Annotated in this window: 3 protein-coding genes; all 3 read right to left on the bottom strand. The window is 54.0% G+C overall.

Features of this window, described 5'->3' with window-relative positions; genetic code table 11:
- Positions 1-3: 3 nt before the first annotated feature.
- The gene (locus tag MAMMFC1_RS20345) at positions 4-20,985 is read right to left on the bottom strand and encodes an SDR family NAD(P)-dependent oxidoreductase (RefSeq protein WP_158618829.1); all 20,982 of its coding nucleotides are present in this window, start codon (positions 20,983-20,985) and stop codon (positions 4-6) included.
- A 513-nt stretch (positions 20,986-21,498) separates the two neighbouring features.
- Positions 21,499-22,248, bottom strand: coding sequence for an ABC transporter permease (locus MAMMFC1_RS20350; protein WP_126310234.1), 750 nt, complete (start codon positions 22,246-22,248; stop codon positions 21,499-21,501).
- Complete coding sequence (locus MAMMFC1_RS20355; RefSeq protein WP_126310235.1) at positions 22,245-23,039, bottom strand: ABC transporter ATP-binding protein; 795 nt, start codon at positions 23,037-23,039, stop codon at positions 22,245-22,247. The genes MAMMFC1_RS20350 and MAMMFC1_RS20355 overlap by 4 nt, the downstream gene beginning before the upstream one ends.
- Positions 23,040-23,413 lie beyond the last annotated feature (374 nt).

Genomic DNA, 23,413 nt, shown 5'->3' on the forward strand with positions numbered 1-23,413 from the left:
CCCCTAATTTAAAGCCAAAACTATTCTTTCGACTTCGGCATCGGATACTTCGCCATTTGATATTCTTGCTGCAAGCCGTAGATAAAAATCATAAGAATCCCCGTTAAATTCTGCAGCTTCATCCTTTGCCATAACATTACCAAATTCCCCGAACGCCATTGAATTGGAATTGGAAATCGAATTCGATTTCAATCCCATAAAATTTCTTAATTGCATCACGTTGCCTTCCATCACCAGCACCTGCTCCTTGCCGGCGGCAAAGCCCTGGTATAATGCCTGGATACCGGCGGCGGTCTGCATGGCAACCATCCCTGTGGTTTGTTGCATCAGCTTTGCCCTTTCCGTATCCACATGCATCCCGCCCTCTTGCCACAGCGGCCAATTGATGGAAAGCGTCCGGCCCCGCCGTTGGTTCTCCGCTACTAATGCATTGCGATAGCGGACGTAGGCGTCCATGAAGGCGTTGGCCGCGGCATAATCGGCTTGGCCGATATTGCCGAAGCTGCCGGCCAGTGAGGAAAAGACGATAAAGAAGTCCAGGTTCAGGTCCCGGCCGGCTTCATCCAGGTTTACCAGTCCCGCCACCTTCGGCACCAGGACTTCCAGGAACTGCTCCCGGGTCTTTTTTATAATAAAGTTATCACGGATTATGCCTGCACTGTGAATGATCCCATGGATATCCCCGAATTCCCCTTTAATGCTTTTAATTAAGCCGGCAACGGCCTGCCGGTCGGCCACATCAGCCTGCCGGTAGGCGACCCTGGCGCCCAATGCCGCCAATTCCTTCAGCTTGCCTTGTTTCTCCTCGCTCAACGGGGACCGGCCGGTGAGGATCAGGGCCGCATCCTTGGTTTTATGCGCAATTTCGGCGGCAAATATCAGTCCCAGGCCGCCGGCGCCGCCGGTAATTAAATAAACCCCCTGATCTTTCCAGGGGAGGCTCACTGCTGCCTGGGAAACTTCCACTTCGCTCCACCCGGCCAGCAAACGTTGGCCGTCCTGGTAGCGAATGTGGCTGTCATTGGGGCTCCGGCTGTTCGCCTCCAGTTTCGCTATGATTGCTGCCGGGCCCTCCCCGGGCTCTATTTCAATCAACTGCCCGATAAGTTTAGGATTTTCCAGCCGGGCTGTTTTCAATAGACCGGCCAGGCCGGCGAAAAGCCGCTGTTCGTCCCGGCTGCCAACGACAATCTGAACCAATACGTTGCCCTGGGGTTTAGCTGTTAGAATTCTTTGGATTTGGGCAAATGCTTGCACGGCGCAGGCCTGGAACCGTTCCTTCAGGCCTTTCTGCCCGGACTCCAGAGTGAGGCAACGCACCCCGTTCGTTTGGGCTTCCAAGATTTCCTGGATTTCCCGGGAAATTTTATCCGATTCACAGAGAATTACCAAATGTCCGGCATAATCCGGGGCTACGGTTCCTTCCCCCGTAGCCTCCTGCCAACTTGGGCTGAGCAGCAGGGTTCCGGCGGAATCCGCCTCACTTTCCAGTATTCTTGCTATAAACCCTTTCAATTTTACGCAAACGTTGCCTTGCTCATCGCATAAATCGATATCAAGGCTTGGTACCCTGTCTTCCGCCTTGCTGCCTTCACTGTACCGGACCAGCGCCCACATTACCGCCGGACATGCACCGAATATCGCCAGTTCCTGCAAGGCAAAAGGCAGCGCCGGCTGGGGAGGGACTTTACCTCTTTTATCGCCGGCGGCCATCACTAAACCCAGTGACGCCTGGAGGGCTGAATCCAGCAAACCGGGATGCAGGATAAACCGGTCTTTAGTATCCATGACGGCAGCCGGCAGGGACAGTTTGGCCAATACCTGCTCCTGTCCCGCATACACCATCTCAATTCCCCGGTGTCCGGGGCCGTAGTCGATCCCCATCGCCCTAAATGCCTCATAGCATTCACCGGCCACAAGAATGCTTTCACTGCATTGAGCTTGCAAGACCTTAATGTCCCGGACCGGTACTGCCGCAAGCGGGCTTAGCGCCGCACTGCCCTGGCTGTGTACTATTGGTTCGGCGTCGGCATTTTCCGGCTCACTGTAGATTTCATAGGCAATTTCGCCGTTGTCTTCCGGATAGAGGCTGATATGCACCGGCACTGGCTGCTCCCCTACGGCCAGGGGACGAACCCAGACTACGTTTTGCAGCCGTATCCCGGTCCGTCCTGGTTGGAAGTCCTCTACCGCCTGTTCCACTGCCGCCCGGGCCATTTCCAGATAAGCTGCTCCTGGCAAAACCCGCCGGCCTTTTATGATATGATCCGCCAGGAAAAACTCCTGCCCGGTAAAGGTTGAACTGAACCGCTGCCCTGAGAAGGTCGAGGTATTTCGCTGCACCAGGGGATGGAGCACCGTTTCGATGGTTGGAGCTGTAAGGGCCCCGCCGGCCTTAGTGTCAATCGCCGGCAGCCAGTAGCGTTCCCGGGCAAAAGGATAAGTGGGCAAACTGATACGGCGGGGTTTGGTCTCGCCGTAAAGCTTATGCCAATCCACGTTCAACCCCTTGACCCACAGATCAAGTATTTTGGCATATTTCCCTTTGGCCACCCAGGTTTCCACCGTTTTCATCATATCTTCATCCGCCGTCATACTGTCCAACATCCCTCTATTGGCCTTCACCTGACCCTGATACAGGTCCTCCCTCCCGTCTTGACCCGCCAGAAAAGCCCCCAGTTTCCTTGCCGCTTCTTCCATCGAGCCCGCCACCAGGCCCAGCCGTTCTTCCATGGCCTCCCGCCCCACCTGGAGGGTATAGGCCATATCAGCCAGGTCGCCATCGGTCAATGGCCGCTCCTGAATCGCCGCCAGCAATTGCCTCGCCTGCTCCTGCAGCCGCTCTTTATCCTTGGCCGACAATACAATGACCGCCGGTTTCCGGGGCGTTATCTCGATTACCGGCCGCTCGGCGCCCCGGTATTCTTCCAGCACGACATGGGCGTTGGCTCCTCCCGCCCCAAAGGATGAGATCCCGGCAATCCGCGGATATTCCCTGCTTTCCCCGTTGCTTTCCACCACCGGCCGTTTCCATTCCCCCAGTTCCTGCTGCACTACAAACGGGGTTTGGGCAAAATTGATATTCGGATTCAGTTCCCGGGCATGCAAACTGGGCACCAGTTTTTGCTGCTGCATTTGCAGCACAATTTTGGTGATGCCGGCAATCCCCGCCGCCGCTTCCCCATGGCCGATATTGGATTTTACCGACCCGATGGCGCAGTATCCCGTATCCTGGGTATCCTGGCGAAACGCCTGGGTAAGTCCGGTGATTTCAATGGGATCCCCCAGTTTGGTCCCCGTGCCGTGGGCCTCGATATAGCTGACGGCCCGCGCGTTTACCCCCGCTTTGTCCAGGGTCGCCCGGATGAGCTCCCCCTGGGCCTTGGGATTGGGCACCGTATAGCCGTTGGTTTTCCCGCCGTGATTAATCCCTGTCCCCCGGATCAGCGCATATATCCGGTCCCCGTCGGCAATGGCCCGGGCCAGCGGTTTTAGGATCACCGCCCCCACGCCTTCTCCCGGCACGAATCCGTCGCCTCCCTGGCCAAAGCTCTGGCATTGCCCGCTGGCGGACAGCATTTGCTGCCCACATAATCCCACATAGCTGGAGGGATGGAGATACAGGTTCACACCCCCGGCAATCGCCATTTCACATTCTCCCCGGTACAGATGTTCGCAGGCTTCATGAATGGCGGTCAGGGAGGAGGAACACATGGTATCCACCGGCATGCTCGGCCCTTGTAAATTGAACAGATAGGAAATGCGATTGGCCACCGAGCTGAAGGACGTGTAGGGGAAGATTTGTTCCCCCTGTTTCCATAGCTCCGGGCCGTATAAATTAAAGCCGGTCTTGGTTATGCCGGCAAAAACCCCCACCCGCCGGTTGCAGGTCACAGCCAGTTGCTCCCGGGTATAGCCCGCATCCTCCAGCGCTTCCCAGCAGCTTTCAATGAACAGTCGCTCTTGCGGATCCATATTGAGGGCTTCCCGCGGCGACATATTGAAAAAGAGCGGATCAAATTCGGCGAATCCGGTCACAAAGCCGCCCCATTTGCTGTAGCTTCTGCCCTGCGCCGGGGCTGCCTGGGAATCAGGCAGATAGAATCCTTCCAAAGGCCAACGCTCATTGGGAATTTCGGTGATGCAATCCCGGCCGTTTTGCAAATTCTCCCAATATTCCCGCAGCGTTCCGGCTTGAGGATACCGCCCGCTGATGCCAATAATGGCAATAGGTTCCCGGCTTTCCCGTCCGGGAGCCGTAACGGCAAAACCCCATACTTTTTTCTTCCTTGTCTTTGTTTTTCCGGCCAGGGAGGTCAGCACCGGCACTTGGCCGGCGCCGGGCAGTCCCGGGGCGGACTCCGCCGCCGGCAGGGACGCCCCCGGCTCCTCCAGTCCGGTCCACTGCCGGCAAGCTTGCGGATGGTTGGTGCTTAAATATTCGGCTAAGGCCGCCAGCGTCTGGTATTCATAAAACAGGGTTTTCGACAATTCGCCGAAGACAGCGGCCAGTTTCTGATTGAGACGGGTGATCATCAGCGAATCAATTCCATAGGCTTCCAACGGTTCATCGGCGTCGATCTGCCCCAATCCCAGCTTGGTGACTTCTCCCAATACCCCTTTGAGTTGATGCAGGGTTTTTTCCCGCAGCGGTTCCGGCTCCACCGGCGGCAGCGGTTCCCGGCTTGGTTGCCCGTGAGTTTGGGAAAATTCCTGCAGCCCTGCTTCGCCTGCCGGCACCCGGAATGAAAATCCCTTCATCCGTACACATACATTTCCCTGCTCACCGCATAAATCAATATCGAATCTCCCCCTGCCGTCTGCCGCCCCGTCGGCGCTGCGGCGAATTACGGCCCACGCGGCGGGGACGTCATGACTAAATATTTCAAGCTCCCGCAAAGCAAGAGGCAGCAGCGTTTTGCCATCGCCGGCGCCGGTCATAAAATTTGTCAACGCTTGCAAAGCGGCGCCCATCAAACCCGGATGCAAAACAAATTGACCTTGCGTCTCCGGAACATAAGCCGGCAGGCATAGCTTGGCCAACACTTGATCTGGCCCCACATACACCTTCTCAAACGTCCCGCATTCCGGTCCATGGTCAGGCTCCATTACTTGAGGACCTTCGCAGCCTTGCCCGGCTGAAAGGATACTTTGGTTGCACTGAGCTTGCAAGGCCCTGAGATCCAGGGCTGGAACTTCCTTGGCCGAACTTAGCGCCGCAGTGCCTTGGCTGTGGATGATAAGTTCCGTGTCAACCTCTCCGGACTCGCTGTAAATTTCATAGGCAATTTCTCCATTGTCTCCGGGAAAAAGGCTAATGTGTACCGGTCCCGGCCGCTCTTCGACAGTAATGGGCCGGTCCCAAACCACCTGCTTGAGCCGGATGCCCGTTTCCCTTTCTCCCGGAACGCCCGCCGCCCGTTCCACCGCCGCCCGGGCCATCTCCAGACAGGCTACCGCCGGCAAGACCCGCCGGCCCGTCATGCCATGATCCGCCAAGAAAAATTCCCGGCCCGTAAAGGTCGAGGTAAACCGCTGCCCGGAAAGGTCGGAAGTGTTTTGATGCAGCAGCGGATGAAGCGCAGTTGTCAGCATGGCTGTGTTGTCAGCCTTGCTATCGGGTTTGCCCACCCAATAGCGTTCTTTCGCAAAAGGATAGGTGGGCAGGCTTATGCGCGAGGGTCTGACATCCCCGTAAAGTTTATCCCAATCAAGACTTAGTCCCTTAACCCAAAAGTCAAGAATTTTCTCATATTTTCCCTTGCCTATCCAGACATCAATTATGTTTGCCATATCTTCATCCGCTGCAAACTTAGCCAACGTTTCCCTGTCGCGTTTGGCTTGCCCGCGGTACAGATCTGCCACACCTTCCCGGCCTGCCGCAAAAGCCTGCAATTTGTCCGCCAGTTCCCGGACGGATTCTACAATTACCCCCAGGCGTTCTTCCATGGCGTCCCGCCCCACCTGCAGCGTGTATGCTATGTCGGCTAAACTTATCCCGGCAAATTCTTCTTTCCTGATTGTAGCCAGTAATTGCTGCGCCTGCTCGACAAGCCGCTCTTCATTCTTCGCCGACAGCACGATAATGGCCGGTTTCCCGGCAGGGACCGGGATGGGCGGCCGGTTTTGCCCCTTCGGCGTATATTCCTCGATCACCACATGGGCGTTGACGCCGCCAAAACCAAAGGAGCTTACGCCGGCCCGCCGGGGAATGTCCCGGCCTGCCGCATTTTGCAAAGGCTTCCATTCCTTCGTTTCCCGCAAGATGTAAAACGGACTGTCCTGCAGCCGGATGTACGGATTCACCGTGTCGCAATGCAGGCTTTTGACCAGGGTTTTATGCTTAAGCTGCAGTAAGACTTTGATTACACCGGCAATCCCGGCCGCCAGTTCCAGGTGCCCAATATTGGTCTTCACCGATCCCAAGCCGCAATGGGCCTCGGCAACCAGGCTGCCGCCGGCAGCCTGGTACAGTTCTTTAAAAGCGGTCTTCAACCCGTTGATTTCAATGGGGTCGCCCAGTTCCGTGCCGGTTCCGTGGGCCTCAATGTAACTAACGGTCCGTGGATCGATGCCGGCTTTGGTATACGCATCTTTCAGCAGTTCCGCCTGGGCTTTCGGGTTAGGCGCCGTCAGGGAGTTGGCGCGGCCCCCGTGGTTCTCGGCCGTGGCGCGAATCACGCCGTAGATATGGTCCCCGGCCGCTTCCGCATCCTTTAGCCGCCGGAGGAAAATCATTCCTACTCCTTCGCCGCGCCCATAGCCGTTGGCTTGATCCGAGAAGGTTTTGCACCGTCCATCTTCGCTAAGCATGCCGGCTTTGTTAAAGCTGATGTGAAAATCCGGCGTCAGGATGGTATTGACGCCGCCGGCGATCGCCATCTCGCAGCTGCCGTTTTCCAGGGCGCTCACCGCCCGGTGAATGGCTACCAGGGAACTGGAACAGGCGGTTTCAATGGGTTCGCTGGGTCCGTGAATATTGAGGAAATAGCTCATCCGGTTCGGTCCCACCGAAGGCACCGTACCGGTGGATGTGTAACCTTCAATCCCGTCGGCCTGGGAAACCAAGACACGATAGTCGCTGCTCATTGTTCCCGTAAAAATACCGGTCTTCGTTCCCGCCAGGCTTCGCGCCGCATAACCGGCATCTTCCATCGCCTTCCAAACATAGGTCATCAACAGCCGTTGCTGCGGGTCCATGAGCTGGGCTTCCCGGGGGGAAATGCCGAAGAATAACGGATCGAACTCCGCGACGCCGTCAATAAAACCGCCCCATTTGACGTTAGTTTTATTTGCCTCGGTTGCCGGATCGCCGTAATACTCCCGCCAATCCCAGCGGTCTGGGGGAATTTCCGTGATGCAATCCCGGCCGGCAACGAGATTTTCCCAGAATTCGTTCAGGTCTCCGGCCAGCGGGAATTTTCCGCTCATGCCGATAATCGCTATGGGTTCGGAAACGGTTGCAGCCGGTTGTGCTGCGGCTAACGCCATCATTTTGTCAAAACGGGAGCACTGTTTCTTGCCGGCCGGCTTTGCTGCTTTCTCTGCTGCAGTTTCTGTGGCGGCAACAGGAAATTCGGCCGTGGTTTGTGTTTGCAGCCCAAATTGAGCGGCAAACACAGCCTGGTATTCTTCAATTAAATAGGCAACAAAACTATTGAGCTGCGGATGTTCAAAAAATATGATGGGAGTCAGCTCAAGTTTATATTCTTCGTTAATTTGATTGGCAAATTCAGTAAAGGTGATCGAATCAAAGCCATACTCCTTCAGTTCGGTACCGGCATCAATATCTTCAGGCTTTACTTTAAGTAATTCCGATACACTTTGCAGCAGAGCAGCCTGTACTTTGTCCTGCAGGCTGCCGGTATCAATCCGGCTTGGAGAAGCGGCCGCCGCCGTCGTCGAGAGCAGTTTCTGCTTCATCCGGGCAAGGTTGCCTTCCATCACCATCACCTGGTCCTTGCCGGAGGCCAGGCCTTGGTACAAAGCCCGGATGCCGGTTGCGGTCCCCATGACGGCCATACCCATGCTTTGCAGCAGCATCTTTTCCGTCCCGGCGTCAACTTGCATCCCGCCCTCTTGCCATAACGGCCAGTTAATGGACAGCGTTTGGCCGCAACGCTGGTTTGCCGCCGCCAGCGAATTTCGATAGCCGGCATAGGTGTCCATAAAAGCGTTGGCGGCGGCGTAATCGGCTTGCCCCATATTGCCGACGGCTCCCGCCACCGAGGAAAAACAGATGAAGAAATCCAACGGCAAATCCCGGCTGGCCTGATCCAAATTGACCAGTCCGCTGACCTTGGGCGCCAGCACTGCCTGCATTTCTTCCCTGCTTTTCTTCAGAATGAAGTTGTCGCGGATTACTCCCGCGCTGTGGATAATGCCGTTGAGACTGCCGAATTCCTCCCCGATGCTCCGGATTAAGCCGGCAACTTCCTGCTCCCGCGTCACATCCGCTTGCCGGTAGACAATCTGGGCGCCCGCTGCCGCCAATTGTTTCAGTTGCGCCTCTTTATCCTCATTCAGCGCCGATCTTCCTGTAAGGATCAAGGTTGCATCCTTAACCTGCCCCGCAATTTCTTTGGCAAAAATAAGTCCCAGACCGCCGGTGCCGCCGCTGATTAAATAGATACCCCCATCTTTCCAGGGGATCTTCACCCGTTCCTCACCGGTTTCCACTTCCCGCCAGCCGGCAACCCAGCGTTTGCCGTCCTGATAGCGAATCCGGTTATCAAGCGGGCTGCGGCTATTCTCTTGCAGTTTCGCAATGATTCCCGCGGCGTCGTCACCAGCTTCTATTTCAATTAGCTGTCCGATGAGTTTGGGATTTTCCAGCCGCGCGGTTTGCAACAGCCCGGCAAGGCCGGAAAAAAGTTGGGGAACAACAATCTGAATCAGCACCTTTCCCAAGGGTTTTTCCCGGAGAAGGCGCCGGATTTCTTCCAATGCCTGAATAGCATAGGTTTGAAACCGTTCCGCCATGCCTTTTGGCGGCGATTCCAGGGTAAGGCAGCGCACCCCGGTCATCGCGGTTTCAATGCTTTCCCGGAAAACAGAAGCCCCTTCGCCGAGTATCACCAAATGCTGATCATAACCGGGAAGTATGGCTGCCGGGGCGGCAGATTGCTCTTGCCAGCAAGGATGGAGCAGCAGGGTGCCGGTATTTGTCCCGGTCTCTGCCGCGCCGGCTTCGTCTGCCAGCCCACGCAAGGATAGTCCTTTCAGCCGTACGCAAATATTCCCTTGCCCGTCGCATAAATCTATATCAAGCTTTGGTGCCTTATCCCCGGCTTGGCTGCCGCCGCTGTACCGAACCACGGCCCACATTGCGGCAGGGCATTTGCCGAAGATTTCAAGCTTTTGCAAGGCAAAAGGCAGGGCCGGCTTGACCTCACCGGGATTCAGCATCAAAGACGCCTGCAAGGCCGCATCCAGCAAGCTGGGATGCAGGACGAATCGGTCCTTGGTATCAGCTAAGGCCGCAGGCAAAGACAGCCTGGCCAATACTTGGCCCTGTCCCGCATATACTTTTTCAATCCCCTGTAGTCCCGGACCATAAGCGAACCCCACCGTTTTAAAGGCCTCATAGCATTGGCTGGAACTGAAACTGTTTTGACTGCACTCCGCCAGTAAAGCTTTAAGATCCAAGGCGGGAGCTTCCGCCGGCGGACTCAGCGCCGCACTGCCCCGGCTGTACACTACCGGCTCGGCGTCAGCCGTTTCGGGCCGGCTATAGACTTCATAGGCAATATCGCCGTTGTCTTCGGGGCAAAGTCCGATGTGGACCGTAAGCGGTTGTTCCCTTATGGCAACCGGTCTGACCCAAACTGTGTTTTTGAGCTGCAGCCCGGCCTGCTCTTCTCTTAATTCGCCGGCTGCCTGTTCCACTGCTGCCCGGACCATTTCCAGATAAGCCACTCCCGGTAATATCCTCTGCCCGTTTATGACATGATCGGCCAGGAAAAACTCCCGCCCGGTAAAAGTGGAACTGAACCGCTGGACGGAGAAGTCCGAAGTATTTTGCTGCAATAAAGGATGAATTGCGGCTGGGGCTAATGCTGCCCCAACGCTGCCGGCAGATTTGGGTCCGGTTTCAGCTACCCAGTAGCGTTCCCTGGCAAAGGGATAGGTGGGCAGGCTGATGCGTCGGGGTTTGCTGTCGCCATAAAGCTTGCTCCAGTCAAAAATCAAACCTTTAACCCAGAGAGCCAGAAGTTTCTCATATTTTCCTTTGCCAATCCAGACATCAATTGTCGTTTGTAAATCTTCATCCCCGGCAAAAACGGCCAGGGTTTCTTTATTATGTTTGGCCTGCCCGCGGTACAGACCTGCCACACCTTCCCGGCCGGCCACAAAAGCCTGCAATTTTTCCGCCAGTTCCCCGACGGATTCTACAATTACCCCCAGGCGTTCTTCCATGGCGTCCCGCCCCACCTGCAGCGTGTATGCTATGTCGGCTAAACTTATCCCGGCAAATTCTTCTTTCCTGATTGCAGCCAGTAATTGCTGCGCCTGCTCGACAAGCCGCTCTTCATTCTTCGCCGACAGCACGATAATGGCCGGTTTCCCGGCAGGGACCGGGATGGGCGGCCAGTTTTGCCCCTTCGGCGTATATTCCTCGATCACCACATGGGCGTTGACGCCGCCAAAGCCAAAGGAGCTTACGCCGGCCCGCCGGGGAATGTCCCGGCCTGCCGCATTTTGCAAAGGCTTCCATTCCTTCGTTTCCCCCACGATGTAAAACGGACTGTCCTGCAGCCGGATGTACGGATTCACCGTGTCGCAATGCAGGCTTTTGACCAGGGTTTTATGCTTAAGCTGCAATAAGACTTTGATTACACCGGCAATCCCGGCCGCCAGTTCCAGGTGCCCAATATTGGTCTTTACCGATCCCAAGCCGCAATGGGCCTCGGCAACCAGGCTGCCGCCGGCAGCCTGGTACAGTTCTTTAAAAGCGGTCTTCAACCCGTTGATTTCAATGGGGTCGCCCAGTTCCGTGCCTGTCCCGTGGGCCTCAATGTAACTAACGGTCCGCGGATCGATGCCGGCTTTGGTATACGCATCTTTCAGCAGTTCCGCCTGGGCTTTCGGGTTAGGCGCCGTCAAAGAGTTGGCGCGGCCCCCGTGGTTCTCGGCCGTAGCGCGAATCACGCCGTAGATATGGTCCCCGGCCGCTTCCGCATCCTGCAGCCGCCGGAGAAAGATCATTCCCACGCCTTCGCCGCGCCCATAGCCGTTGGCTTGATCCGAGAAGGTTTTGCACCGTCCATCTTCGCTAAGCATGCCGGCTTTGTTAAAGCTGATGTGAAAATCCGGCGTCAGGATGGTATTGACGCCGCCGGCGATCGCCATCTCGCAGCTGCCGTTCTCCAGGGCGCTCACCGCCCGGTGAATGGCTACCAGGGAACTGGAACAGGCGGTTTCAATGGGTTCGCTGGGTCCGTGAATATTGAGGAAATAGCTCATCCGGTTCGGTCCCACCGAAGGCACCGTACCGGTGGATGTGTAACCTTCAATCCCGTCGGCCTGGGAAACCAAGACACGATAGTCGCTGCTCATTGTTCCCGTAAAAATACCGGTCTTCGTTCCCGCCAGGCTTCGCGCCGCATAACCGGCATCTTCCATCGCCTTCCAAACATAGGTCATCAACAGCCGCTGCTGCGGGTCCATGAGCTGGGCTTCCCGGGGGGAAATGCCGAAGAATAACGGATCGAACTCCGCGACGCCGTCAATAAAACCGCCCCATTTGACGTTGGTTTTATTTGCCTCGGTTGCCGGATCGCCGTAATACTCCCGCCAATCCCAGCGGTCTGGGGGAATTTCCGTGATGCAATCCCGGCCGGCAACGAGATTTTCCCAGAATTCGCCCAGGTCTCCAGCCAGCGGGAATTTTCCGCTCATGCCGATAATCGCTATGGGTTCGGAAACGGTTGCAGCCGGTTGTGCCGGGAATAACGCCACCCTGCCGGCCAAACGGGAGCGCTGTTTCTTGTCGGCCGGCTTTTCTATTTCCTCTGCTTCCTCTTCTCCGGCCGGCACAGGAGTGTCCCCTCCGGCCGATACCACGAATTGGACGGCTAGTACAGCCTGATATTCTTCCGTCAGATATTTGGCAAAACTATTGAGATGGGGATGTTCAAAAAATATGGCGGGAGTCAGCTCAAGTTTATATTCTTCGTTAATTTGATTGGCAAATTCAGTAAAGGTGATCGAATCAAATCCATACTCCTTCAGTTCGGTACCGGCATCAATATCTTCAGGCTTTACTTTAAGTAATTCCGATACATTTTGCAGCAGAGCAGCCTGTACTTTGTCCTGCAGGCTGCCGGTATCAATCCGGCTTGGAGAAGCGGCCGCCGCCGTCGTCGAGAGCAGTTTCTGCTTCATCCGGGCAAGGTTGCCTTCCATCACCATCACCTGGTCCTTGCCGGCGGCCAGGCCTTGATACAAAGCCCGGATGCCGGTTGCGGTCCCCATGGCGGCCATACCCATGCTTTGCAGCAGCATCTTTTCCGTCCCGGCGTCAACTTGCATCCCGCCCTCTTGCCATAACGGCCAGTTAATGGACAGCGTTTGGCCGCAACGCTGGTTTGCCGCCGCCAGTGAATTTCGATAGCCGGCATAAGCGTCCATAAAAGCGTTGGCGGCGGCGTAATCGGCTTGCCCCATATTGCCGACGGCTCCCGCCACCGAGGAAAAGCAGATGAAGAAATCCAGCGGCAAATCCCGGCTGGCCTGATCCAAATTGACCAGTCCGCTGACCTTGGGCGCCAGCACTGCCTGCATTTCTTCCCTGCTTTTCTTCAGAATGAAGTTGTCGCGGATTACTCCTGCACTGTGGATAATGCCGTTGAGACTGCCGAATTCCTTCCCGATGCTCCGGATTAAGCCGGCAACTTCCTGCTCCCGGGTCACATCCGCTTGCCGGTAGACAATCCGTGCGCCCGCTGCCGCCAATGGTTTCAGTTGCGCCTCTTTATCCTCATTCAGCGCCGATCTTCCCGTAAGGATCAAGGTTGCATCCTTAGCCTGCCTCGCAATTTCTCTGGCAAAAATGAGTCCCAGACCGCCGGCGCCGCCGCTGATTAAATAGATACCCCCATCTTTCCAGGGGATCTTCACCCGTTCCGCAGCCTCCACTTCCCGCCAGCCGGCAACCCAGCGTTTGCCGTCCTGATAGCGAATCCGGTTATCAAGCGGGCTGCGGCTATTCTCCTGCAGTTTCGCGATGATTCTTTCGGCATCGTCATCAGCTTCTATTTCAATTAGCTGTCCGATGAGTTTGGGATTTTCCAGCCGCGCGGTTTGCAACAGCCCGATAAAACCGCTGAACAGTTGTTGTTCCGCCCGTATGGGAACTACTACTTGAATCAATACCCTGTCAAGAGGTTTATCTTTAAAAACACTTTGAATTTCCGCAAAAATCTCAACCGCGTAGTTTTGAAAACGTTCTTCTATACCGTTTTGTTTGGATTGTAAGATAATACAACGCACTCCGTTCATACGGTTTTCGATATTTTTCCGGAGAGTTTCATTGGTCTCACAGAGCATCACCAGGTGCTTGACATAGCCGGGGACCGTGGCGTTCTGATCAATGGCCCGCTCTTGCCAGACAGGCGCAAGCATCAATGTGCCCAATGTCGCCGGCGATTCTGCCGCGCCGGCTTCACCTGCCAGCCGGAGTAAGGATAATCCTTTCAGCCGTACATAAACATTCCCTTGCCCGTCGCATAAATCGATATCGAGTTTTTGCACCTTATCCCCGGCTTGGCTGCCGTCACTGCCGCGAACCACGGCCCACATCGCGGCGGCGCTGCTGCTGAAGATTTCAAGTTCGTCCAGGGCGAAAGGCAACATCGGCTTGAGGGGAATTTTACCGGTCATAGCATCAGGGCCTGGCAGAAGAGCCAGCGATGCCTGCAAGGCTGCATCCAGCAAGCTGGGATGCAAGACGAATTGGTCCTTAGTATAGGAGACGGAAGCAGGCAGGGACAATTTCGCCAGCACCTGACGCAGACCTATATGTACCGTCTCAACCCCCTGGTGTCCCGGACCATAGTCGATTCCCATCGCCTTAAAAGCCTCGTAGCATTGGCCGGAGGTCAGGCTGCTTTGGCTGCACTCAGCCTGTAAGACCTTGAGGTCCAAGGCAGGGATTTCCCCCGGTGAGCTAATTACCGCGCTGCCCTGGCTGTGTAAAAGGGGTTCTGCAGTACCTCCCACCGGTTTGCCATAGATTTCATAGGCGACCTCGCCGTTGTCCTCCGGGAAAAGTCCGATCTGCACCTCAACCGGCTGTTCCCCTACGGCAATGGGCCGGACCCATGTCACATTTTTGAGCCGTATTCTGGTCTGCTCCGCTTTTAAAATCCCCGTAGCCCGCGCCACTGCCGCCCGGGCCATTTCCAGATAAGCCACTCCGGGCAATATCCTCTGCCCGTTTATGACATGATCGGCCAGGAAAAACTCCCGCCCGGTAAAAGTGGAACTGAACCGCTGGACGGAGAAGTCCGAAGTATTTTGCTGCAATAAAGGATGAATTGCGGCTGGGGCTAATGCTGCCCCAACGCTGCCGGCAGATTTGGGTCCGGTTTCAGCTACCCAGTAGTGTTCCCTGGCGAAGGGATAGGTGGGCAGGCTGATGCGTCGGGGTTTGCTGTCGCCATAAAGCTTGCTCCAGTCAAAAATCAAACCTTTAACCCAGAGAGCCAGAAGTTTCTCATATTTTCCTTTGCCAATCCAGACATCAATTGTCGTTTGTAAATCTTCATCCCCGGCAAAAACGGCCAGGGTTTCTTTATTATGTTTGGCCTGCCCGCGGTACAGACCTGCCACACCTTCCCGGCCGGCCACAAAAGCCTGCAATTTGTCCGCCAGTTCCCGGACGGATCCTACAATTACCCCCAGGCGTTCTTCCATGGCGTCCCGCCCCACCTGCAGCGTGTATGCTATGTCGGCTAAGCTTATCCCGGCAAATTCTTCTTCCTCGATTGCAGCCAGTAATTGCTGCGCCTGCTCGACAAGCCGCTCTTCATTCTTCGCCGACAGCACGATAATGGCCGGTTTCCCGGCAGGGACCGGGATGGGCGGCCGCCCTTGCTCTCTCGATATATATTCCTCGATCACCACATGGGCGTTGACGCCGCCAAAGCCAAAGGAGTTTACGCCGGCCCGCCGGGGAATGTCCCGGCCTGCCGCATTTTGCAAAGGCTTCCATTCCTTCGTTTCCCCCACGATGTAAAACGGACTGTCTTGCAGCCGGATGTACGGATTCACCGTGTCGCAATGCAGGCTTTTGACCAGGGTTTTATGCTTAAGCTGCAGTAAGACTTTGATTACACCGGCAATTCCGGCTGCAAATTCCAGGTGCCCAATATTGGTCTTCACTGATCCCAAGCCGCAGTGGCTGCCGGCAACCTGACTGTCGCCGGCAGCCTGGTACAGTTCTGTAAAAGCGGTCTTCAATCCGTTGATTTCAATGGGGTCGCCCAGTTTAGTGCCTGTCCCGTGGGCCTCAATGTAACTAACGGTCCGCGGATCGATGCCGGCTTTGGTATACGCGGCTTTCAGCAGCTCCGCCTGAGCTTTCGGGTTAGGGGCTGTCAGGGAAGTGGCGCGGCCCCCGTGGTTCTCGGCCGTAGCGCGAATCACGCCGTAGATATGGTCCCCGGCCGCTTCCGCATCCTTTAGCCGCCGGAGGAAAATCATTCCTACTCCTTCGCCGCGTCCATAGCCGTTGGCTTGATCCGAGAAGGTTTTGCACCGTCCATCTTCGCTAAGCATGCCGGCTTTGTTAAAGCTGATGTGAAAATCCGGCGTCAGAATGGTATTGACGCCGCCGGCGATCGCCATCTCGCAGCTGCCGTTTTCCAGGGCGCTCACCGCCCGGTGAATGGCTACCAGGGAACTGGAACAGGCGGTTTCAATGGGTTCGCTGGGTCCGTGAATATTGAGGAAATAGCTCATCCGGTTCGGTCCCACCGAAGGCACCGTGCCGGTGGACGTGTAACCTTCAATCGCAATATTGGCTTGCGCAATCAAGCCACTGTAACCACTGCCGATGGTCCCCACAAAGATACCCGTTTGAGTTCCCGCCAGGCTTCGCGCCGCATAACCGGCATCTTCCATCGCCTTCCAAACATAGGTCATCAACAGCCGCTGCTGCGGGTCCATGAGCTGGGCTTCCCGGGGGGAAATGCCGAAGAATAACGGATCGAACTCCGCGACGCCGTCAATAAAACCGCCCCATTTGACGTTGGTTTTATTTGCCTCGGTTGCCGGATCGCCGTAATACTCCCGCCAATCCCAGCGGTCTGGGGGAATTTCCGTGATGCAATCCCGGCCGGCAACGAGATTTTCCCAGAATTCGTCCAGGTCTCCGGCCAGCGGGAATTTTCCGCTCATGCCAATAATCGCTATGGGTTCGGAAACGGTTGCAGCCGGTTGTGCTGCGGCTAACGCCACCCTGCCGGCCAAACGGGAACGCTGTTTCTTACCGGCCGGCTTTTCTATTTCCTCTGCTTCCTCTTCTCCGGCCGGTACCGTGAATTGGACGGCTAGTACAGTCTGATATTCTTCTGTCAGATATTTGGCAAAACTATTGAGATTCGAATGTTCAAAAAATATGGTGGGTGCCAGCTCAAGTTTATATTCTTCGTTAATTTGATTGGCAAATTCAGTAAAGGTGATCGAATCAAATCCATACTCCTTCAGTTCGGTGTCAACATCAATACTTTCGGGCTTAACTTTGAGTAATTTGGCTACAGTTTGCATCAGGGCAGCTTCTATTTTGTTCAATAAGCTGCCGGTATTGATCTTGGTTGGCGAACCGGCTATTTCAGAATCCCGGGGAGATTGTAAAGCAGCAGGTGGCGTCGTCTGGGAGAACAGTTTCTGCTTCATCCGGGCAAGGTTGCCTTCCATCACCATCACCTGGTCCTTGCCGGCGGCCAGGCCTTGATACAAAGCCCGGATACCGGTTGCGGTCCCCATAGCGGCCATACCCATGCTTTGCAGCAGCATCTTTTCTGTCCCGGCGTCAACTTGCATCCCGCCCTCTTGCCATAACGGCCAGTTAATGGACAGCGTTTGGCCGTAACGCTGGTTTGCCGCCGCCAGTGAATTTCGATAGCCGGCATAAGCGTCCATAAAAGCGTTGGCGGCGGCGTAATCGGCTTGCCCCATATTGCCGACGGCTCCCGCCACCGAGGAAAAGCAGATGAAGAAATCCAGCGGCAAATCCCGGCTGGCCTGATCCAAATTGACCAGTCCGCTGACCTTGGGCGCCAGCACTGCCTGCATTTCTTCCCTGCTTTTCTTCAGAATGAAGTTGTCGCGGATTACTCCTGCGCTGTGGATAATGCCGTTGAGACTGCCGAATTCCTTCCCGATGCTCCGGATTAAGCCGGCAACTTCCTGCTCCCGGGTCACATCCGCTTGCCGGTAGACAATCCGTGCGCCCGCTGCCGCCAATGGTTTCAGTTGCGCCTCTTTATCCTCATTCAGCGCCGATCTTCCCGTAAGGATCAAGGTTGCATCCTTAACCTGCCTCGCAATTTCTCTGACAAAAATGAGTCCCAGACCGCCGGCGCCGCCGCTGATTAAATAGATACCCCCATCTTTCCAGGGGATCTTCACCCGTTCCGCAGCCGTTTCCACTTCCCGCCAGCCGGCAACCCAGCGTTTGCCGTCCTGATAGCGAATCCGGTTATCAAGCGGGCTGCGGCTATTCTCTTGCAGTTTCGCGATGATTCCCGCGGCATCGTCATCAGCTTCTATTTCAATTAGCTGTCCGATGAGTTTGGGATTTTCCAGCCGCGCGGTTTGCAACAGCCCGATAAAACCGCTGAACAGTTGTTGTTCCGCCCGTATGGGAACTACTATTTGAATCAATACCCTGTCAAGAGGTTTATCTTTAAAAACACTTCGAATTTCCTCAAAAATCTCAACCGCGTAGTTTTGAAAACGTTCTTCTATACCGTTTTGTTTGGATTGTAAGGTAATACAACGCACTCCGTTCATACGGTTTTCGATATTTTCCCGGAGAGTTTCACTGGTCTCACAGAGCATCACCAGGTGCTTGACATAGCCGGGGACCGCGGCGTTCTGATCAATGGCCCGCTCTTGCCACACAGGCGCAAGCATCAATATTCCCAGTGTCGCCGACGATTCTGCCGCGCCGGCTTCGCCTGCCGGCCCGCGCAAGGATAATCCTTTCAGCCGCACGCAAACATGCCCTTGCCCGTCGCATAAATCGATATCAAGCTTTGGTGCCTTATCCCCGGCTTGGCTACCGCCGCTGTACCGAACCACGGCCCACATTGCGGCAGGGCATTTGCCGAAGATTTCAAGCTTTTGCAAGGCAAAAGGCAGGGCCGGCTTGACCTCACCGGGATTCAGCATCAAAGACGCCTGCAAGGCCGCATCCAGCAAGCTGGGATGCAGGACGAATCGCTCCTTAGTATCAGCTAAGGCCGCAGGCAAAGACAGCTTGGCCAATACTTGGCCCTGTCCCGCATATACTTTTTCAATCCCCTGCAGTCCCGGACCATAAGCGAACCCCACCGTTTTAAAGGCCTCATAGCATTGGCTGGAACTGAAACTGTTTTGACTGCACTCCGCCAGTAAAGCTTTAAGATCCAAGGCGGGAGCTTCCGCCGGCGGACTCAGCGCCGCACTGCCCCGGCTGTACACTACCGGCTCGGCGTCAGCCGTTTCGGGCCGGCTATAGACTTCATAGGCAATATCGCCGTTGTCTTCGGGGCAAAGTCCGATGTGGACCGTAAGCGGTTGTTCCCTTATGGCAACCGGTCGGACCCAAACTACGTTTTTGAGCTGCAGTCCGGCCTGCTCTTCTCTTAATTCGCCGGCTGCCTGTTCCACTGCTGCCCGGACCATTTCCAGATAAGCCACTCCCGGTAATATCCTCTGCCCGTTTATGACATGATCGGCCAGAAAAAACTCCTGTCCGGTAAAGGTAGGACTGAACCGCTGTTCCCAGAAGTCGGATGTATTTTGCTGCAATAAGGGATGAAGGACGGCCGGTGTACCGCATCCTGTCAGCGGGCCGCACGTCTCAGTGCCGTTGCCGGACAGCCAGTAACGCTCTCTGGCAAAAGGATAGGTTGGGAGGTTGACCCGCCGGATATTGTTTTCAGGAAAAAGCATCTTCCAGTCCGGATTATATCCATTGGCATATAATTCTGCCAGGGCCATGAGTTTATTGCCGTATTCCTGCTCACCCTTCAATTTATTTGTACGTAACTCTTTGATAATCTTCTTGCCTAACTCGGTCAGGAGAGGCCGTATTTGTTTCCCTTTTCCCATATCACTTTTGGTAAAATATCCTTCAGCTTCCCCTTTTTCGAGAACTTGTTTTATTTTTTCCCGGAGTTCCTGCACATCTGTAACCACAAAAGCCGACCTTATCTGAAAATGCTCCCGGCCCATAAGCAAGGTCGCACTCATATCTATAAGCTTATACTCTTGTCCTTTCTCTTCCAGCCAGTGTTGCAGGTCTTTTTCCTTCTGCCGCAATATTGCTTCGGTTTTGGCCGATAAACATATTAAATAATAAGGAAGCTCCTGACCGGCATGTCCGGCAATGACAGGCGCTTCTTCCAGAACCACATGGGAGTTGGTGCCGCCGAAGCCGAAAGAGCTTACACCTGCTCTTCGCGGAATAGGTTGACTGTTTTTATCTTCCGGCGTTTTCCACGCTTGTAACTGATTTATAAAATAAAACGGGCTGTTCTCACTTGTAATACGATGATTTAGCTGTGTGAAATTTTGCAACCCGGGTAACTGTTGGTGCTTCATGGACAATAATACTTTGATTACCCCGGCAATGCCGGCGGCAGCTTCCAAATGACCTATATTGGTTTTTGCCGATCCCAAACCGCAATAGTTTTTTCTTGCCTTGGGCTCCGCCTGGGAAGAAAAAGCGGCGAATGCCTTTAACAATCCCTGAAACTCAATGGGATCTCCTTTTGGAGTGCCGGTTCCGTGAGCCTCAATATAGCTGATGCTTTCAGGGGCAACTCTTGCTTGCCGCTGGGCTTCAACAATTACATCGGCCTGAGCATCGGGATTGGGGTAAGTTAAGGTATGGGTTTTCCCATTGTGATTAACGGCGCTTCCTTTCAGAATCCCGCAAATAGGATCTCTATCCTCAATAGCCTTGGCTAAAGGTTTGAGCAAGATTATGCCCGCGCCTTCACTGCGGACATAGCCGTCGGCATTTTCATCAAAGGTTTTACACGAACCGGAGGGAGACAACATGCCTGTTTTAGAAAAAGAGATATGGCGGGTGGGAGTCAATAACAGATTAATCCCCCCCGCCAGCGCCATGCTGCATTCGCCTAAACGTATGGATTGCATGGCCAAATGAATGGCATTAAGCGAACCGGAACAAGCGGCGTCTATGGGAATGCTCGGTCCTTTAAAATTGAAATAATGGGAAATGCGATTAGCAATTACCACTGCCGCAGTGCCGGTGGAATAATAAGTTTCAATTGGGCGAAATTGTCTCTCTTGCAACTCTTTATAGTCAAAATTAAAGACTCCTAAGTAAACGCCAACTTTTCTTCCTGATAGGCAGGAAGGAACCATCCCCGCATCCTCCAGACACGCCCAGGCAAGTTCCAGCATGATCCTTTGCTGCGGATCCATGACTTCGGCTTCGCGGGGAGAAAAACTGAAAAAATCCGCATCAAAAGCATCAACATCCGCAATAAATCCTCCCCATTTACTGTTACTCTTATTGATTTCACGCGGATCCCCCCAAAAACGCTCCCACTCCCAACGCTCCCGGGGAATTTCCTGAATGCTTGATCGTCCCTGTCTGAGATTGCACCAAAACTCTTCGTAATTTAAGGCCCCGGGAAAGCGACAGGCCATACCGATAACGGCTATATCAGTTTGTTCCGCCTTCTGCATCTCTTCCTGGTCTTTTCCAGGATAAGCTTGAGTTTCGTTAGCTTCCATAAACTTCTCCTTGTCTGTAATATAGTACATTCTTGCAAGCGCATGATATTATTAAATAGATAGGAACCCCTCTGTTTATGAAAAAACCTTAAACAGAGAGGTCCCTCGCTAACCCAGATAAAATCCTTTGGCCAAGGATCAAGAAAATCGTTACGATTGACTTTTTAAATACAAAAGCTGTCCTTATAAAAGGATAAAAAGGCAAACAGAAACTGTTGAGACAGAAATACCTCAACTATATCGCCTTATGACTTTTCCTGAGTCTTTCCCTGCGCCTCCGCAATTGAAATTTCAGAAAAAGTTATAATTCATCCCTGTTGGAGCCCGTTAGCATACATCCCCTATCTTTTGATAGGCTTGTATATATTTTACCATCTGGATTATGTTTTTTTGTAAAATTATTGTTATAATAATTAGAATTTATAGCCTGCATGGCTATTATGCAGCCAAGTACCCTGGAGAGCAATCTCCAGGGTACTTGGATTTGGCTGGATTCGGAATTTTGATATGCTGCTATCCTTTTTGCAATTTCCAGCGCAGCAGATATTGCGCCAAACGGTTATAAAAAATCATGAGCACAAATACGACTGCGCCCATAACCAATATCCCGGCAACTACCCGGTGATAATCGGCAAAATCCGCAAAATATTTGATATACCACCCCAACCCGCTGGTAGCGCCTATCATTTCAGCCGCAGCCAACAGGATAAAGGCCATAACCAGACTGATCGTACCGCCGGTAAGAATATGCGGCATAGCGCCGGGCAGCAAAATGCGCAGCAACATGGTAGAGTAACCGACTCCCAGCGTCCGGGCCGAATTAATTATTCCCTGCTCCACAGCCTGTACGCCGGATACCGTGTTAATAAACAACGGCCAGAAGGCGCCGACAAAAATGATAAAAGCGGAAGACATTTTAAAGGTCGGCAGTATGGCCACGGCATAAGGGATATAGACAATAGGCGGTATAGGCCCGAGAATGTTCATTACCGGTTCAATAAGGGAATAGAGGCGCCTGTTCCACCCCACTATTAATCCTAATGGAATTGCAGTAACCAGCGCCAGCAGACAACCGTAAAACAGAAGATTAAACGAGCTAACCAAACTTTTCGTAAAAACGTCCCGGTCTTCAATAATCAGCTTGAAAACTGTTTGCGGCGAAGGATAAAGCAGAGGATCCAGCAGCTTAAGACCAGTAATGAGTTCCCATAAAGCCAGCACCAGGCCCAATAAGATCAGACGGTCTCTCATTTTTTCCGTCATATTCCCTCCCCTCCTTCCACCTTAGCCAATTCTCCAATCAGGTCATCCTGCAGTAAGGACAAGATATCGTTGCGCAGTTCCTGGTATTTTTTATCATGAACAAGGTAGTTGCGTTTGCGGGGACGGTCAAACGGGACTTCCAGTATTCGCCGCACCTTTCCCGGTCCGGGGGTAAAGATGACAATCCGGTCTGCCAGGTAAATAGCCTCATCGATATCATGGGTAACCAGAAACACTGTTTTCTTCCCGCCGCCTTCCTGCCATAGCCGCAGCAGCAAGTCCTGCAAGTAGATACGGTTTTTGGCGTCAACCGCCCCGAAGGGTTCATCCATGAGGTAAACCGGCGCCCCCAGGGCAAAAGCCCTGGCAATGGCTACCCGTTGTTTCATTCCTCCCGACAGTTCACCGGGATATTTGTGGGCGGCATCGGCGACACCCACCAGTTTCAGATAATCCAAAGCCTGCTTTTTCCCTGCGGCCCCTGCCCGCTTTAGGGCAAATTTAATGTTATCCAGCGCCGTCATCCAGGGAAACAGGGAATAATCCTGGAATACTACCGCCCGGTCCGGGCCCGGCCCGTGAATTGGTTTACCGTCAAGAAGGACCGTCCCGCTACTGGGCTCAATCAGCCCGGCCAGCAATGCAATAGTAGAACTTTTACCGCAGCCGCTTGGTCCCACAACAGCAATGAACTCCCCTTCCTGTATTGTCAAAGAGACGTTATCCAAAGCGGGGCGATTACTTTCCCTAGAGTAACTGAGCGATATTCCTTCCAGAGTTAATAGAGCCATCAAGCTCCCCCCTTATAATCTGTTTTTCACCTTAAACGGGGAACTTGCTTATAAACGCCATTCCGATGTCCTTGCGGCATGTTTACTTCAACCAAGTGCCCATACGAATGTCTCGTAGGCGACGGAAGCATCTGACGATTCTAAGCAAACCCCATGCCGCTAATGCGGCACATCAAAAGAACGAAAATTGGTTTATGTCGAATTCCGAATTTGCTGGCGAGGGTAGGTTGGGTCAACTTGGTGCTTCAAGCCTGCTCATATTATTTTTGGGGAAAACAAAAAGAGGCAGTCAGGGGCTATAAAAACAGCCACCGACTGCCTCCGGTTTTCCGGTCAGCAAAACTCCTAATTGTTTTTACGATAACATATGAGTT

It is taken from the genome of Methylomusa anaerophila (assembly GCF_003966895.1).
In the GTDB taxonomy this organism is placed as follows: domain Bacteria; phylum Bacillota; class Negativicutes; order Sporomusales; family Sporomusaceae; genus Methylomusa; species Methylomusa anaerophila.

Bases quoted from the DNA above. Each gene is read 5' to 3' on its own strand.
- MAMMFC1_RS20345 (WP_158618829.1), bottom strand. From the start codon at position 20,985: ATGGAAGCTAACGAAACTCAAGCTTATCCTGGAAAAGACCAGGAAGAG.
- MAMMFC1_RS20350 (WP_126310234.1), bottom strand. From the start codon at position 22,248: ATGACGGAAAAAATGAGAGACCGTCTGATCTTATTGGGCCTGGTGCTG.
- MAMMFC1_RS20355 (WP_126310235.1), bottom strand. From the start codon at position 23,039: ATGGCTCTATTAACTCTGGAAGGAATATCGCTCAGTTACTCTAGGGAA.